Here is a 16,300-nt window from a genome sequence, read left to right as displayed (position 1 = left end):
TTTTCACACCGGCATCGGCGCGCCCGCGGCACGGGCCTGGGAGGACGTCATGAAACCCTTCACAATCGACACGACCAACGGCATATGCGCCGCGCTGTTCATCTTTCTCGGCGGATTTTTCGCGCTGCAGTCGCTCGACCTCGAGATCGGCACCGCTTTCCGCATGGGACCGGGCTATTTCCCGCTGGTCCTGGCAATCGTGCTGATCCTGCTTGGCGCCGTCATCCTCGTCGAAGCGGTGCGCTTCGAGAGCGAGCCGATCGGCCATGTAGCCTGGCGCGGCATGCTGTTCATCCTGCCTGCCCCGATCTTCTTCGGCCTGACCGTGCGCGGCCTCGGCTTCCTCCCCTCGATCTTCCTGACGGCGCTGATCGCATCGTTTGCCAGCGGCCGCATGAGACCGCTGACCGCGCTCGTGCTCTCCGCCGGCCTGACGCTGTTTGCGTTCCTCGTCTTCAGCTATGCGCTCGGCCTGCCGTTCCGGCGCTTCGGCCCGTGGCTGCAGTTTTGAGGAGATGAACATGGAACTCCTCGACAACCTCGCGCTTGGCTTTTCGACGGCCTCGTCGCTGGCAAATCTCGGTTTCTGCCTGATCGGCGTCCTTCTCGGCACGCTGATCGGCGTTTTGCCCGGTATCGGCGCCACCGCAACCATCGCCATGCTGTTGCCGATCACCTTCCAGATCGGCGACCCGGTTTCCTCCCTTATCATGCTCGCCGGCATCTATTACGGCGCGCAATATGGCGGCTCGACCACCGCCATCCTCATCAACATGCCTGGCGAATCCTCGTCGGCCGTCACCGCCATCGACGGCTACCAGATGGCCAAGAACGGCCGCGCCGGGGCGGCACTCGCCATCGCGGCGATAGGCTCATTCTTCGCCGGCACGGTGTCGACCTTCCTCGTCGCCGTCTTTGCCCCGCCGCTGACGGCGATCGCGCTGGAATTCGGCGCGGCCGAGTATTTTTCGCTGATGATCGTCGGCCTCGTCTCGTCCGTTGCGCTCGCCCACGGCTCGATCGTCAAGGCGCTGGCGATGGTCGTGCTTGGCCTGCTGCTCGGCATCGTCGGCACCGACATCTACACCGGCACGCCGCGCTTCACGCTCGGCATCCGCGAATATGCCGACGGGCTGAATTTCGTCGCGGTGGCGGTCGGCGTCTTCGGCGTCGCCGAGATCCTGCGCAACCTCGAAAACGAGCACGAGCGCTCGGTGATGATCCGAAGCGTCTCCGGCCTGATGCCGACCCGCGACGACTTTCGCCGCATGGCGGCGCCGATCGTGCGCGGAACCATCATCGGTTCGGCGCTCGGCATCCTGCCGGGCGGCGGCGCGATCCTTGCAGCCTTCGCCTCCTACACCGTCGAAAAACGCATATCGAAAAACCCCGGGGAATTCGGCAAGGGCGCCGTCGAAGGCGTCGCCGGGCCGGAATCGGCCAACAATGCCGGCGCGCAGACCTCCTTCATCCCGATGCTGACGCTCGGCATTCCGGCCAACCCGGTCATGGCGCTGATGATCGGCGCGATGATCATCCAGGGCATCGTGCCCGGCCCCAATGTCGCGATCGAGCAGCCGGCCCTGTTTTGGGGCATCATCGCCTCGATGTGGATCGGCAATCTGATGCTGATCATCTTGAACCTGCCGCTGATCGGGCTTTGGGTGAAACTCCTGACGATCCCCTATTACGTGCTCTTCCCGATCATCATGGCGTTCTGCTCGATCGGCGTTTACAGCGTCAACACCAACATCTACGACCTCTACGCCGTCGCCTTCTTCGGCTTGCTCGGCTACCTCCTGACCAAGCTGCGCTGCGAACCGGCGCCGCTGCTGCTCGGCTTCGTGCTCGGCCCACTGCTCGAGGAAAACCTGCGCCGCGCCATGATTCTCGCGCGCGGCGACCCGACCACCTTCGTGACGAGGCCGATCAGCGCCGGCCTGCTGTTCATCGCCTTCGCCGTGCTCGTCATCGTCTTCCTGCCGGCGGTCAAGAAGAAGCGCGAAGAGGTGTTCGTGGAGGAGAATTAATGTATGTCGCGCAAAAGCATGCCTTTGGGCCTGACCCGAGGGTGCGCAGCGGTTTTGCGATAACGACATCCATACAAACAAGAACTTAAGTCACGCGGCCGCCTGTCTGCCGGCGCGGCCGCCGATGCGGGCTCCGGTTTCCGCATCGAACAGAAAGACGGCGGTATCCTGGAAGGTGATGCCGATCGGCTCATCCATGTCGTAGTGCGCCGATTTATCGGCCTTGACGGTTACGGTGGCCCCACCGAACTGGCAGGTGATCAAGGTATGATCGCCGATCAGCTCCACGGCATAGACCCGCGCCGCAATCTTGCCCTCCGATGGCGCCGTGACCCGGCAATCCTCGGGCCGGAGGCCGGCAGTGACCTTCTTACGGCTTTCGGCAACGCTGGTCGCAAATCGCCCTTCCGCCCAGGCGAAGCTACCCTCGACCAGCTCGCCCCTAAGAAAATTCATCGGCGGCGAGCCGATGAAGCCGGCGACGAACAGGTTCGCCGGATCGTCGTAGATCTGTCGGGGCGTCGCGATCTGCTGCACGACGCCGCGGTTCATGATGGCAACACGGTGCGCCAAGGTCATGGCCTCGATCTGATCGTGGGTGACGTAGATCGTCGTCACGCCCAGATCGGCCTGCAGGCGCTTCAGTTCCGAGCGCATGTGGCCGCGCAGCTTGGCGTCGAGGTTGGAGAGCGGCTCGTCCATCAGGAACACGCTCGGCCGCCGCACCATGGCGCGGGCGAGCGCGATGCGTTGCCGCTGACCGCCGGAAAGCTGCCGCGGATAGCGGTCGAGGAACTCCTCGAGATGCACCTTGACGGCGGCGCTGCGCACGGCGGCGTCGCGCTCAGTGCGCGGCATGCCACGCAGCTTCAGCGGATATGCGATGTTCTCGGCAACCGTCATGTGCGGATAGAGCGCGTAGGACTGGAACACCATCGCCACGTCGCGATATTTGGGCAGCACATGGGTGACGTCGCGGTCGCCGATGAGGACGCGGCCGGAACTCACCGATTCAAGCCCGGCCACCATGCGCAGCGCTGTCGTCTTGCCGCAGCCTGAAGGGCCGAGCAGCACCAGGAACTCGCCGTCCTCGATCTCCAGGTCGAGCCCTTTGACCACCTCGACCGCGCCGAAGGACTTGTAGATATCGGACAGTGTGACCCGCATATTGACTAGCCCTTCACCGCGCCGACCAGCAGTCCGCGCGCGATGTGCTTCTGCAGGATGCTGGAGATAATGATTACGGGGGCGATCATCACGGTGATCAACACCGACATGTTCCACCATTGCGGCCCACGGGTCGTGTTCTGTGCCGATACCAGCACCGGCATGGTCTGCGCATCGGCATTGGAGAGGAAGAGGGCCAGCAGATACTCGTTCCAGGCAAGGATCAGCACCAGCAGGAAGGTCGCGACCAGACCGGACCGCACCAGCGGCAGCGCGATGGTGAAGAAAACGCGGAACTTGGAGGCGCCATCTATTTGTGCGCTCTCCTCGAGGTCGAGCGGGATGCCGGCGAAGAAATCGCGCGTCAGCCACACGACGATCGGCAGGTTGATGGCGGTGTAGGTGGCGATCAGCGCCACCTGCGTGTCAAGCAGGCGCATCTGCTGGAACATCACGTAGATCGGCAATACGGCGACGATCGGCGGCATGATACGGTTCGAGATGATCCAGAACTCAATGTCGCTGTTGCCGACCGCAAGCTTCGTGCGTCCAACGAGCGTGAACAGCGCAATGACGAAGAGAGCTGCCGCCACGACAATGGCTATCTCCCACCGCACGCCGAAAGTGGCCACCGCCACGATGATTGCGGTGAGCAGGATCAAGAAGATTGCAACGGCGGCGAGTTTCACCTGGAAGCGGATACGAACGAGCGCGTAGGCCGCCAGCGAGCCGATCAGGACTGCGAGCAGCGTGCTGGCGACCGCGACAACGACCGAATTCATGTAAGGGCGCAGCGTGTAATTCTGCACCAGCATGAAGTCCCATGCCTGAAGCGAGGGAGCAAAGTCGATGAACGGGAGATAGAACGGCCCGTTGTCGACCTCGCCAGGCCCCTTGAAGGACGTGATGAACACCCAGTAGAGAGGAACCACCACAACCAGCGTCCACAGGAACAGCAGCACATAGGTCACCACCCTGGCGACCGGCGCCTGACTGTCGATCGAGGCCGGCTCGAACAGCCGGCGCGCCAGCGAGCGCGGCTCGGTGCTCATGCTTCGAACCGGCGCGCCGGCCGGACCACGAAGTTGAAGAACGAGACGCATACGATGGTCGAGATGAAGAGCAGCATGTAGCCGATAGCGGCCGAGCCGCCGAGATCCTGGGTGCGCCAGGAAATGAAGGAATGGAGCGTCATCGATTCCGTCGCCAGGCCGGGACCGCCGCCGGTGAGCACGTTCGGCAGGTCGATGATCTTGAAAGCCTCGATGAGCCGGATCAGCACGACGGTAGCGGCAATCGGCGCGATCGCTGGCCAGGTAATGTCGCGAAAAATCTGGAAGCCGTTGGCGCCGTCGAGCCGCGCCGCCTCGACCTGATCGCGTGGCTGGTTCTCGATGGCCGCCAGCAGCACGATAAACATGAACGGCGTCCACTGCCAGGTGTCGCCGACCAACACCATGAGGCGCGCCGACCAGGCCTCTGTCGCCCACGACCACTCGCTGATGCCGAAAGCGCGCACGAGTGGGGCGAAAGGCCCCTTCTGCATGTCGGCGAGCATTCGGAACGTGTAGGCGATACCGACCGGGGTTACCATCAGCGGGATGAAGAAGAGGACGCGAAAGAAATTCCGGCCGCGGATCGGCTGGCCGCACAGCAGCGCGAGGCCCAGCCCCAGTGCGAACTGCACGGACACGCCGACGAACACGTAGAGAAGCGTGTTGACGACAGTCCCCGGCACGCCGCCCGGCGCCATGGTGGCCAGCGCAAGAACCGCCAGGCCCATCGCCATCGAGGTCGCCAGAAGCCGACCAACCGTGCCGACGATGGTCGGCCTGCCACGCAACAAGTAGCGGGCGAGGAGGATAAACAGCCCTGCCGCGATCAAGGCCAGCAAAGCGGATTGGACAAAGCCGAACGTGCCAAACTTGCCGAGCAGGTGATACTGCTGCGAGCCGACCAGCAGCTTGCGGAAGTTCAAAAGTCCGATGAATTTCAGCGTGAATCCGCCCGGCGCGAGCGCAAAGCGCGAAAGCGCGAGGTAGGCCGAGATGATGAGCGGAAAAATTGCGAAGCAGAGAAGCACGACGACGGCTGGCAGCACCATGATCCGGCCTGAGTGACCGTCCAGCCATTCGGCCCAGCTGCGGCGGTCGGCAGCGTCTGGCATCGTGTCGGTTGCGGTGGTCATCATACCCTGAGAAAGTGGGGCAGGCATCAGGCCCGGCGCGGACCGATGCCACGCCGGGTCGTTTGCTTGGCTGCCTATTTGGCGCCGATGGTCGCCTTGTAAAGTTTGAGCTGCTCGTCTTTGCCAATCTCTTCGTTCAGCTCATTCCAGCCTTCCTCGACCGCCGCGACGGTCGCTTCCTTGTCGATTTCGCCGGCGAGGAAGCGCGAGACCGCCTCGTCGAGCACGACCTGCTGGTACTTCTGATTTTGTGGGATGCGCAGGTCGAGGATCATGTTCGGGCTGCTCATGCTGTCGTTGATCGCGCCCAGGTAGACTTTGGCCTCCTCCTCGCTCATCCCGGCCTTCTTCCAAAGGTCGCTGTAGCCGAGCTGCGAGGTGCGGTACGGGTTGAACCCGGTGCCGCCGACGGTGACGTCGGCATTCGACTGTGCCGGCTGCGTCATGAACGAGAAGTAGGCATAGGCGGCGTCCTTCACCTTCGGATCGGCCGCCGCGTTGATGCCGCCGCCCCAGCCGCCAAAGGCGGCGAATGGCGCATGGTTCACGCCGTCGATCGCGTGCGGGCAGTTTTCTGCCGTGCAGGCCTCGAGCTTGCCGGTGTCCCAGTTCAGGACCTCCTTGGATCCGGGCATAATCGCCGCGCCCCATTTGCCCATCACCTTGGACTGCTTCGGATCTATCGAGATCGTGCCTACATCACCCCAGTCGAGGTTCAGCGCGCAGCGGCCGGAAGCGAAGAGCGGCCTTGTATCGCTGACATCGAGGTTCAACTCGTCCGGCGGGCCGTACTTGGTCGATTCAGACAGGAAGTCGAGCGCCTTGCGGAAGGCGTCGTTGTTGACGAGCGGCGTCATGTCCTTGGTGTTGAAGAAGGTGCCCTGGCTGGTTCCCTTGGACTGGGTCATCGAGCCGACCACATCGGTGACGAACCAATAGCTCTGCGCGTTGCGCTTCTTGGCGATGCAGGAGCCGAAATCCGGCGTGCCATCGCCGTTCACGTCCTTGCCATGCGTGGCCTTGGCGACCTCGAGATACTCGTCCCAGGTTTTCGGCACCGCCAGGCCGGCCGCTTCGAGCACGTCCTTGCGGTAGTACATCATGTGGAAGTCGCCATCGAGCGTGATCATGTAGGTCTTGCCGCTGTACTTCTCGGAGAAGTCACGGAAGAACGCGCCCACATCGTCCTGCTGGATGTCCTTGTCGGCCTCCACTCGCGGCGTCAGGTCCTCGAGATAGCCGCCGGCAATGTAGTCGACCATCCATTGCGGGGCGAACACGCCGGCATCGACCGAGTTGGTGCCGCTCGCCCAGTCGGTGAGAATCTTCTGATAGAGATCCGAGAATGGCACCGCGATGACATTGATCTTGGCGCCGGTGAGCGCTTCGAACTCGGGCGCGCGCCGCTGCAGCGGCTCCTGAATCGCACCGGTCTGCGTAATGACGTTCACGGTAACGCCCGCAAACGGTTTGTCCTGCGCGAAGGCAGGCGCGCCAACCAGCGCGGCAAAAGCCGAAAAGCCGGCCAGAAAGACCCCAATTCTCATCAGACTTCCTCCCGTGTTGACCGGGACTTGTTCCTGCGAAAACCAAGCCGCCGGTATCTCCCGTCGGCTGCCGTCGCCAGAGCACGGCACCAACGCTTGCCAAGCACAATATCGGCATCGCGCAGCGAGTCCAGTGCCTTGCCGCCACGGAAGGTGAGCTGCCCAGCGGGGCTTCCCGGCTAATGCATGTCGCCCAAAAAGCGCGCAGCGGTTTGAGCGCGGAGCCGCCAGAAAACCGCTCGATCTTGCCTGGGGAATATTCCACCGCATCGACAATCCCCGTCACCGGTGCACACCACCGTCGGCACGGGCGTCACTGCAAGTTGGTGTGGCGGTACAACATCAGTCTGTGCGCGTCGCGGATCTGCTGCGCCAAGCCGAGCACAATGCTGTCGAGCAGGATGAGGCAGGACTGCTCGAACAGGCTGCCGCCGAACTGTTTCGAACCCTCGACAGGGACATGCAGCGTGACATCGGCAATGCCGACCAGGCTACCGGCTGGCTTATGCATCAGCGTAACGACCTTGGCGCCCTCCGCCTTGGCGATGCGGGCAAGGCCTGTACTGACCGGCGTTTCCCCGGAGCCGGAGACGATCAGCAGCGCATCGCCCTCGCGGATCGATGGCGCCGAAACCTCACCGACGAAATGCACCGTTCGGCCAAGATGCATGAAGCGCATCGCACCCATCTGCGCGACAAGGCCGGAGCGTCCCTGCCCGGAAAAGAACCATCGCTGATCGGCGTCATCGAACGCCTGCACCAGCCCTGCAAAGGCGTCGGCGTCGATCCGGCCAAGAACTTCGGTTATCTCCTGTCCCACGGCCAGCCACGGCCTGGATTGGGCAATCTGTCGCGAATCCATCGGGCTACCTCTTTCGGACTTGCGGATTCTGTGATGGCGCTGCCAACCACGAGGATTTCAGGCTCGACTGCGATCACCGCTTCCAGCGTGTCGGGGCCGATCCCGCCGGCGAGCGAAACCAGAAAGCCGCGATCGTGCATCTTCCTGACTGTGTCGATATGTGACGTGGAAATATTGCCGGCCAGCCGCGCGTCGGTTGGCGAGTGGACCGCGACGTAGCCGAAGCTTTCGGGGAAGACAGCATTCAAGGGAAGCAATTCTGCCTTGCCCGCCTCGGTGATGGTGTCGACGACGACCGTCGCGCCGAATGCGGCGGCACGTTTTCCGACCGCCTCATGCGTGGCGGACGAAGCACACGACAGCACCGTCATGAATGCGGCGCCGGCGCCGAATACCATATCAGCCTCGAACCGGCCGGCGTCGACGGTTTTGGTATCAGCCAACACCATGACTTCAGGGCAGAGCTCGCGCGCCGTGGTGATGGCCGAGAGGCCGAGGCGTTTCAGCAATGGCGTGCCGATCTCGATAATGTCGGCAAATTCCTTCATCTGCGCGAGTAGAGCCAGGTGTTCAGGCTTGTCGAAGGCGACCTGGAGGAGCAAGGCGGTTCTCTCGGATTGGTTAAGACAGCTGGTGCGGCATGACGACAACGCCCAACCTACTGTCGTGTGCTTCGTAGTCGAGATCTGCCATAATCCAGCAACCTCCAGGCTGGTCTGCATAGGGAGCAAATCGTGCCCTGCAAAGCAAGTGGTCTTGTCGAAAGCAGGAGGTGCGGGCCAGATCAGCGCCGACGCCACCTGCAATGCAGTATGAGGTAGTCCTTTGACGAGACTGTTTGAGCCCATTGGATGCAAGGTCGACCTGTCGACTGGTGCGATGGGAAATGCAACCGGCAGCTACCAAAAGCGCTTCCGCGATCTGGACGGGCTCTATGCTGACGCCGCGGCGTTCGAAGCCATGCGCGTGACATGGGGTGAGCGCATCGTCTACGAGGTCTCCGAGTTCCGACCGACCGAGCAGTCGGGCGACCTGATTTTCGGCGTCACGCACATGGCGCCAGGCAAGGTCGGCGACGAATATTTCATGACGCGCGGTCACATCCACAGGCAGGCCGACCGGCCCGAGATCTACTATGGCCAGAAAGGGCACGGTCTCATGCTGATGGAGTCGCCGGAGGGCGAGGTTCGCATCCTGCCGATCGACGCCCAGACCGTCTGTTATGTTCCGCCGTTCTGGATCCACCGCTCGATCAATGTCGGGGAAGGCGATCTGGTGATGCTGTTCTGCTACCCCGCCGATTCAGGGCAGGACTACGAGATCATCGCGAGATCGGGAGGCATGCGCTCGCGTCTGGTCGCCGGCGATGGAGGCTGGAGGCAAGTCGACAACCCGGATTGGCGACCGCGTGACGCAAAGCTGATCTCTGCCCTCTATGGGCAACAATCCGGCACGGCGCCGGCATGAAGGCTCGCTACGAGATCGCTGCTTCATTTAGCACTGCTGCACTGCGCGCTGAGAAAATCCGGGAGAATGGCAAATGAGCCGCTATCTGCCGGCCGCCCAGCCGACATTCTATTTTATCGGCGTCACGACGACGAGCAGCTCGATCATGCGGGTTTTCCCGGCATGGGCGCGCCACCTCGGGCTGAAGGAAGCGGTTCTCAAAGATGCGGTTCTCAGGGGCATCGACTTTCCACTCCATGCCGATCCGGAGGCCTACCGTGAGGTCGTCTCCTTCATAAAATCCGACCCGCAGTCGCTTGGCGCGCTGGTCACCACGCACAAGATCGATCTTTTCAACGCAGCGCGCGACCTGTTCGATGTGATCGATCCGCACGCCCGCCTGATGCACGAGACCAGTTGCCTGTCGAAGCGGGGCGGAAAACTCGTCTGCCATGCCAAGGATCCGATCTCTTCGGGCCTTGCGATAGACGGTTTCATTCCGGCGGGATATTTTGCGGACACCGGCGCGGAGGTCCTGTCGATGGGCGCCGGCGGATCGACGATAGCGATCACCTGGCACCTGATGCGCAAGCAACGTGGCGCCGACGTGCCTTCGCGCATCATTGTCAGCGACCGTTCGCAGCCGCGTCTCGATGAAATCGATCGCATCCACAGAGACATGACGTCGGCGGTCGAGCTCGAATATGTCCTGGCGGACCGACCAGAGATCAATGACGAGACTTTGGCGGCGCTGAAACCAGGCTCGCTGGTGATCAACGCGACCGGACTTGGCAAGGACGCGCCTGGCTCGCCGATTACCGATGACGGCGTGTTCCCCAAGCGCGGCATTGCCTGGGATCTCAACTATCGCGGCGACCTGATCTTCCTCGACCAGGCAAGGCGGCAGCAGGCCCGACAGCAGTTGCAGATCGAGGATGGTTGGACATACTTCCTGCATGGCTGGACGCAGGTGATCGCAGAGGTCTTCGACATCGCGATCCCGGTGTCCGGGTCGGATTTCGACGCGATGTCGCGCATCGCCATCGAAGCGGTGAAAGGCTGATGCCGTGGGTCTCGTCACGCCGCGCTCGCTCTGACCGATAGACAGAGGATCACATGTTTGCCCATCTCAGGACTCTTCCGAAATGAGCGGCGAGCTTTTCCTCGCCATCGACGTCGGCACCGGCAGCGTCCGCGCCGCACTGATCGATGTCGCCGGCAAGATCCTCGAGCTTGCGTCGCGCGAGCACGACCAGATCGTGCCGGAATTCGGCTGGGCCGAACAGCGGCCACTCGACTGGTGGGAGGGTGCGCGAGCGAGCGTCAAGACGGTGCTGGACCGCGTCGAAGGCGCCCGCGAAAACATCTCCGCCATCTGCGTCTGCGGGCAGATGCACGGGCTGGTCCTGCTCGACGCGCACGGAGCGCTGACGCGCGACACGGCACCGCTCTGGAACGACAAGCGCACCGTCGATCTCGTCCGTCGCTTCGAGCAAGCGAATGAGCCGGACAGCTACCTGCCCGAAAGCGGCAACACGCCGACCCCGGCATGGCCGGGCTTCAAACTGCAATGGGTCCGAGACAACGATCCCGCCGCATACGCCCGCAGCGCAGTCGCCATCATGCCGAAGGATTACATCAACTACCGGCTGACCGGCGAGATCGCCATGGATACAGGCGACGCGTCCTGCAGCTTCCTGATGAACCCGGAGCGGCTCGACTGGTCGCCGGTGATGATCGAGCGCATGGGTCTCGACGCCGCCAAGCTGCCGCCGATCCGCAACCCGCTGGATGTCGTCGGCCACGTCACCGAACAGGCGGCGCTCGACACCGACCTGCGCCCTGGAACCCCGGTGCTGGTCGGTGGCGCCGACTATCCGGTGGCACTGCTCGGCTCAGGCGCCTGTCGCCCGGGAATGGGTTCCGACAGCACCGGCACGGGCGCCATCATCACTGTTATCGCGGAGAAGCCGCTGCTTGACCCGGAAATCTCGAACGTTGCGACGGTCGAAGGCAACTGGGCGCAATTCGTGCTGCTGGAGACCGGCGGCGACGGCATGCGCTGGGCACGCCGCGCCTTCCACGGCAACGCGCTGTCCTACGACGAGATCGTCGCCCGCGCCGCCGAGGCGCCGGCCGGTTGCGACGCGCTGCTCTTCATGCCCTTTCTCACCGGCGAACGCCTGGGGCGCCATCGCAACGCCCGCGCACAGTTCTTCGGATTGGGCGCCGGGCATGGCATGGAGCATTTGCACCGCTCGATCCTGGAAGGCATCGCCTTTGCCATGACCCGCCACATCCGCATCATGGAACACGCGTCAAACAGGCCGCTGGAGCGCGTTATCGCCGCCGGTGGCGGGGCGCGCACCGAACTCTGGCTGAAGATCAAGGCCAGTGCCTTCAACATTCCGATCCTGGTCCCGCGGGAGCCCGAATGCGGCATTGTCGGCTGTGCCGCGATGGCCGCGACGGCGACAGGCCGCTTCTCGCGCGTCGACCAGGCGGCCGAGCGCTTCGTGAGCTACGGCGCCGAAATCCTGCCGGACCCCGGATGGGTCGAGATCTACAGCCGCACCCAACCGGTTTTCGAGCAGCTCTACCATCACAGCCAGGCGCTCTACGATGACATCGACGCACTGGCGGCCGCCACGCGGCCGAAGCAGCCGTAACGCATCTCAGGCCTGCCGAGCCCTGACTGCAGCGACAGATCTGGCAATCACGATGCATCCCGTTTGGGATGCATCGGACGATCGACTTCAGCTGTGGCGGATTTCCGTTCCCAGCACCTTCAGGCACTCGCGGATGAACGCGGCAAGTGCGGTCCAGCCCTTTGCCGAGACCATCGTCCCGTCGACATAGGCCTCGGTCGGCGACAGGTCGATATAGGTTCCGCCGGCCAGCGTCACTTCCGGCTCGCAGGCAGCCAGCGCACCGACCTTCTTGCCACGCACGACGCCGTCCACCGCGATCAGGATCTGGACGCCATGACAGATGGTAAAGATCGGCTTCCTGGTCTCGTGGAAATGGCGAACCATCGCCTGCACACGCTTGTCGGTGCGGATGTACTCGGGGCCACGGCCGCCGGCGCAATAGACGGCATGATACTGGTCGAGCTGTCTTTCCGCCTCCGAAAAGGTCTTGTTCAGCAACGCGTAGTGGCCGGGTTTTTCGGTGTAGGTCTGGTCACCCTCGAAATCGTGAAGCGACGTCTTGATCAGGTCGCCAGCGTTCTTGTCAGGACAGACGACATGGACGATGTGGCCGACCGCCTCCATCGCCTGCTGATAGACGAAGATCTCGTATTCCTCGGTAAACTCACCGGTCAACATCAGTATTTTCTTGCCTGGCATGGTCAGCTCCTCGTTTTTTGGATGGAAGGGTTTTATCCGGGATCTCCCGGACGTTTGCTCGCGTTGATCAACGGTGAATTCAACGTGACGGCGCCGCTCCCGACGGTGACGAACATCGTGCCAGCCTCAATCGAACGCCGGCAGCAAACGATCACGGGAATGCTCGATATGACGGCGCATCGCCTGTTCCGCCGCAGCGGGATCGGAGGCAGCGAAGGCGGCCAGGATGGCCTGATGCTCGTCGAGCGCTTCCTCGGTGACGCGCGAATGGAACATCAGGCGGAAGATGTGGAAGTGGGTATGCTGAAACGCCAGCGTCTCGCGCACGAGACCATTGTTTGCAAATTCCATGATCCGGTCGTGGAAAATGGCGTCCTGCCGCGCAAAGTTTGAGTAGCGCAGGCGTTCATCCTTGCCTTCGCGGCGCGCCATGCCGCCTGCGGACTCCTCAAGCACCGCAAGCTTCGTCTCATCCATCAATGCGGCTGCCTTGGCCGCCGCGTGCGGCTCGAGCAGCAGGCGAAGCTCATAAAGTTCGTCAAATCGGCGCCTGGTTATCTGCGGCGCGGCACGGTAGCCGATCAAATGTGTCTTCAGCACAAGGCCTTCGCCTTCGAGGCGGCCAAGCGCTTCACGGATTGGCGTGTGCGATACGTCGAGTTCCTTGACCAGGCTGTCGACGGTGATCCGTGAGCCAGGCGCGATCTTCAGCGACATCAGTTGCGCGAAGATCGCTTCATAGACGTCCTCCACCAGGCTAGTGGATCGCTGGATGCGCCCGCCGGCGGGGTCGACTTCTCGGGCATTGGTTGCGTTCGTGACCTGCATCTTTTTTGCCTCTTGACAGGATCACTGGCTAACACGATGCTTCGCTCAATACAATCCTATATCCTATACGATTTGATAGAGGATACTTTGGGAGTTCGGCGAGATTTCGCCTGTCCACCATCATCGAGGGACGCAAGACCATGAGCCTTTTCGCTGCAATAAGGCTGCCGCGTGAAATCCTCTTCGGCAGGCGCCAGCGCCATGTCATTGCAACCGTTGCGGCCAGGCTCGGCCGTCGCGCTCTCGTCTGCACGGACGAGCGCTTTGCCGCAACTGTCGCCTTCGCCGAGATCATGGCGGCGCTCGAGGGCGCATCGATCGATGTTCTGGTGCACGATCGTGTGCAGCCCGATGTGCCGCGCGACACGGTTGCCGTCTGCGTCGAGGAGGCGCGGGAGTTTGCGCCCGACATGGTGATCGGCATCGGCGGCGGCAGTTGTCTCGATATGGCCAAATGCGCCGCGTTGCTCATCAGCCACGGCGGCCTGCTCCAGGACTACTACGGCGAGTTCAAGGTGCCCGGCCCGACGCTGCCGCTGATCGCGGTGCCAACGACAGCCGGCACCGGCTCGGAAGTGACCCCTGTCGCGGTGATTTCTGATCCGGATCGCACCATGAAGGTAGGCATCTCCAGCCCGCATCTGATCGCGGCAGCCGCCATCTGCGACCCGGAACTGACGATGACATGTCCCCCGGGACTGACGGCGATCGCCGGCGCAGACGCGCTGACCCATGCGGTCGAGGCTTTTACCGCCGCCAGGCGCGGCACTGACCCCAGCCTGCCGCAACAGCATGTCTTCATCGGCAAGAGCGCGCTGACCGATCATTTTGCGCTGCTCGCGATCAAGCTGCTTGGCCGCAGTCTCGAAAAGGCCTGCCGCGCCCCCGCCGACGAGGACGCTCGCGCCGATGTGATGATGGGCGCGCTTGCAGCCGGCTGCGCGTTCGGGACGGCCGGAACGGCGGCGGCGCACGCGGTGCAATATCCGGTCGGCGCCCTTACCCACACCGCTCACGGGCTGGGTGTCGCCACCATGCTGCCGTATGTCATGAAGTACAACCGGGCCGCCGCGGCCGCCGAGATGACCGAGATCGGCCTTGCCCTTGGTCTCGACGGCAAGGACCGGAGCACCGCCGAGATGGCCGACGCGACGATCGACGAGATCGGCCGGCTGTTTGCAGCGATCGGGATCACGCCTACGCTGGCCAGGCTCGGGCTTCCCGCCGACAAGCTCGATTGGACGGCCGAACAGGCGCTCGGCATCGACCGTCTCATCAAGAACAATCCGCGTCCTTTCGATCCGGCAGCCATGCGCGGCCTGATCCAGGCCGCCTATGATGGCGATCTCGCCGCCTGTGTCATGTGAGCAATCGAGGAGCAGGCCATGAACATATCTCATCAGCTGCTGGAGGACGAGGAGGACGCTGCCGGCTTCCATAGATTCTCCCACGGCTTGTATATCGCCGGCCAATGGCGGCAATCCGCCGACGGCAGGGAAATCCAGGTCGTCGACCCCTCCACCGAGGCGGTGATCGCCGCCGTTCCCGATGCGACGATCGAAGATGCAACGGCCGCCGTCGAGGCTGCGGCCAAGGCCGCCGATGGCTGGCGCACAACAGCGCCCCGCAAGCGTTCCGAAATCCTCAGAAATTGCTTCGAACTGATGACGCAGCGTTGCGAGACGCTGGCCACCCTGATCTCGCTGGAAAACGGCAAGGCACTGCGGGACGCGCGTGGCGAGATCGCCTATGCCGCGGAATTCTTTCGCTGGAATGCCGAGGAAGCCGTTCGCATCACCGGCGAATTCGGGATGGCGCCTTCCGGCACCAACCGCATCGTCGTCGACTACGAGCCGATCGGCATCTGCGTCCTTGTCACACCCTGGAATTTTCCTGCCGCCATGGCGACGCGCAAGATCGCGCCCGCCCTGGCTGCCGGGTGCACGGTGATTTTGAAGCCGGCCAGCGAGACCCCGCTCACCGCCTACGCGCTTGCCGCGCTTTATGAGGAAGCGGGTGTCCCACCGGGGGTTGTCAACGTTCTGACAACCTCCAATCCCGGCCCGGTGACGGCCGCGATGCTGGCCGATCCGCGGGTGCGCAAACTCTCCTTCACCGGCTCGACTTCTGTCGGGCGCGTTCTGCTGGCCGAGGCCGCAAAGCACGTGGTTTCCTGTTCGATGGAACTTGGCGGCAACGCGCCATTCCTTGTGTTCGATGACGCGGACCTCGACGCGGCGGTCGATGGGGCGATGGTGGCGAAGATGCGCAACGCCGGCGAGGCCTGCACGGCTGCCAACCGCATCTATGTCCAGTCCGGCGTTTACGATGCGTTTTGCGAAAGCCTCGCCAGGCGGATGTCGGCACTCAAGATCGGCGCTGGCACGCACGCGGCCACGGAGTGCGGGCCGATGATCACCAGGAAGGCCGTCGACAAGATCGACCGTCTGGTCAACGATGCTGTCGCCCGTGGCGCGCGGGTGCTGTGCGGAGGCAAGGCAGGCTCGGGAACGGGATACTATTATCCGCCGACCGTGCTCTGCGACGTCCCGGCCGAGGCGGAGATGGCGCATGAGGAAATTTTTGGGCCGGTGGCGCCGATCTCGAGATTCGACACGGAAGCCGAAATCATCGCGCGCGCCAACGACACCGAATACGGTCTTGCCGCCTACATCTACACGCGCGATCTTGCGCGTGGAATGCGGGTGGCATCCAGGATCGAAGCTGGGATGGTCGCTCTCAACCGCGGCTTGATGTCCGATCCGGCAGCACCGTTCGGCGGGGTCAAGCAGAGCGGCCTCGGCCGCGAGGGCGGCCAGCATCACGGCATTGCCGAGTTCATGGAGGCGAAATACCTCGCCATCAGCATCTGAGCGGAGGAA

At 63.1% G+C, this 16,300-nt stretch carries 15 protein-coding genes; 7 read left to right on the top strand and 8 right to left on the bottom strand.

What is annotated here, in order from left to right:
- The first annotated feature begins 49 nt into the window (after window positions 1-49).
- Both AC0L3D_RS06530 and AC0L3D_RS06525 read left to right on the top strand, forming a co-directional pair.
- Window positions 50-511: a tripartite tricarboxylate transporter TctB family protein gene (locus AC0L3D_RS06530; protein ID WP_023797766.1), complete on the top strand. Its 462-nt coding sequence runs from the start codon at window positions 50-52 to the stop codon at window positions 509-511.
- 10 nt (window positions 512-521) lie between these two features.
- Window positions 522-2,030 (top strand): tripartite tricarboxylate transporter permease, encoded by a 1,509-nt coding sequence (locus tag AC0L3D_RS06525; protein WP_027151366.1) that lies wholly within the window; start codon window positions 522-524, stop codon window positions 2,028-2,030.
- Between the two features lie 90 nt (window positions 2,031-2,120).
- Here the strand turns inward: AC0L3D_RS06525 and AC0L3D_RS06520 are convergent, their stop codons facing one another.
- The 6 genes from AC0L3D_RS06520 to AC0L3D_RS06495 form a co-directional block, all read right to left on the bottom strand.
- Window positions 2,121-3,197 carry an ABC transporter ATP-binding protein gene (locus AC0L3D_RS06520; RefSeq protein WP_128184032.1) on the bottom strand — a complete coding sequence of 359 codons (1,077 nt, stop codon included), beginning with the start codon at window positions 3,195-3,197 and terminating at the stop codon, window positions 2,121-2,123.
- 5 nt (window positions 3,198-3,202) lie between these two features.
- Window positions 3,203-4,249 carry a carbohydrate ABC transporter permease gene (locus AC0L3D_RS06515; protein ID WP_287321159.1) on the bottom strand — a complete coding sequence of 349 codons (1,047 nt, stop codon included), beginning with the start codon at window positions 4,247-4,249 and terminating at the stop codon, window positions 3,203-3,205.
- A complete protein-coding gene (locus AC0L3D_RS06510) occupies window positions 4,246-5,385 on the bottom strand; it encodes a carbohydrate ABC transporter permease (RefSeq protein ID WP_473643549.1) in 1,140 nt (379 codons plus the stop codon). The genes AC0L3D_RS06515 and AC0L3D_RS06510 overlap by 4 nt, the downstream gene beginning before the upstream one ends.
- 74 nt (window positions 5,386-5,459) lie before the next feature.
- Window positions 5,460-6,932: an ABC transporter substrate-binding protein gene (locus AC0L3D_RS06505; RefSeq protein ID WP_473643547.1), complete on the bottom strand. Its 1,473-nt coding sequence runs from the start codon at window positions 6,930-6,932 to the stop codon at window positions 5,460-5,462.
- Between the two features lie 313 nt (window positions 6,933-7,245).
- Window positions 7,246-7,752 carry an SIS domain-containing protein gene (locus AC0L3D_RS06500; protein WP_473643546.1) on the bottom strand — a complete coding sequence of 169 codons (507 nt, stop codon included), beginning with the start codon at window positions 7,750-7,752 and terminating at the stop codon, window positions 7,246-7,248.
- Window positions 7,737-8,516, bottom strand: a complete 780-nt coding sequence (locus tag AC0L3D_RS06495; RefSeq protein ID WP_473643544.1) for an orotidine 5'-phosphate decarboxylase / HUMPS family protein — start codon at window positions 8,514-8,516, stop codon at window positions 7,737-7,739. The genes AC0L3D_RS06500 and AC0L3D_RS06495 overlap by 16 nt, the downstream gene beginning before the upstream one ends.
- A gap of 103 nt (window positions 8,517-8,619) precedes the next feature.
- Between AC0L3D_RS06495 and AC0L3D_RS06490 the strand changes: the two genes are divergently transcribed.
- From AC0L3D_RS06490 to AC0L3D_RS06480, 3 genes are all read left to right on the top strand, one after another.
- The gene (locus AC0L3D_RS06490) at window positions 8,620-9,261 is read left to right on the top strand and encodes a glucose-6-phosphate isomerase (RefSeq protein WP_473643542.1); all 642 of its coding nucleotides are present in this window, start codon (window positions 8,620-8,622) and stop codon (window positions 9,259-9,261) included.
- 73 nt (window positions 9,262-9,334) lie between these two features.
- Window positions 9,335-10,303 carry a shikimate dehydrogenase family protein gene (locus tag AC0L3D_RS06485; protein WP_473643540.1) on the top strand — a complete coding sequence of 323 codons (969 nt, stop codon included), beginning with the start codon at window positions 9,335-9,337 and terminating at the stop codon, window positions 10,301-10,303.
- An 82-nt stretch (window positions 10,304-10,385) separates the two neighbouring features.
- Window positions 10,386-11,909, top strand: a complete 1,524-nt coding sequence (locus AC0L3D_RS06480; protein ID WP_473643539.1) for a xylulokinase — start codon at window positions 10,386-10,388, stop codon at window positions 11,907-11,909.
- A gap of 87 nt (window positions 11,910-11,996) precedes the next feature.
- Here the strand turns inward: AC0L3D_RS06480 and AC0L3D_RS06475 are convergent, their stop codons facing one another.
- Together AC0L3D_RS06475 and AC0L3D_RS06470 are read right to left on the bottom strand one after the other, a co-directional pair.
- Entirely contained in the window at window positions 11,997-12,590 is a 594-nt protein-coding gene (locus AC0L3D_RS06475) for a DJ-1/PfpI family protein (RefSeq protein ID WP_023797753.1), read from the bottom strand.
- 126 nt (window positions 12,591-12,716) lie between these two features.
- Window positions 12,717-13,418, bottom strand: a complete 702-nt coding sequence (locus AC0L3D_RS06470; protein ID WP_473643537.1) for a GntR family transcriptional regulator — start codon at window positions 13,416-13,418, stop codon at window positions 12,717-12,719.
- Between the two features lie 140 nt (window positions 13,419-13,558).
- On the opposite strand from AC0L3D_RS06470, the gene AC0L3D_RS06465 reads away from it, so the two are divergent.
- Both AC0L3D_RS06465 and AC0L3D_RS06460 read left to right on the top strand, forming a co-directional pair.
- Window positions 13,559-14,785, top strand: coding sequence for an iron-containing alcohol dehydrogenase (locus tag AC0L3D_RS06465; RefSeq protein ID WP_473643535.1), 1,227 nt, complete (start codon window positions 13,559-13,561; stop codon window positions 14,783-14,785).
- Between the two features lie 18 nt (window positions 14,786-14,803).
- Window positions 14,804-16,291, top strand: coding sequence for an NAD-dependent succinate-semialdehyde dehydrogenase (locus AC0L3D_RS06460; protein ID WP_473643533.1), 1,488 nt, complete (start codon window positions 14,804-14,806; stop codon window positions 16,289-16,291).
- The last annotated feature ends 9 nt before the right edge of the window (window positions 16,292-16,300 follow it).

Source organism: Mesorhizobium sp. WSM4837 (assembly GCF_055811435.1).
This window is presented reverse-complemented; position numbering and strand designations above follow the sequence as displayed.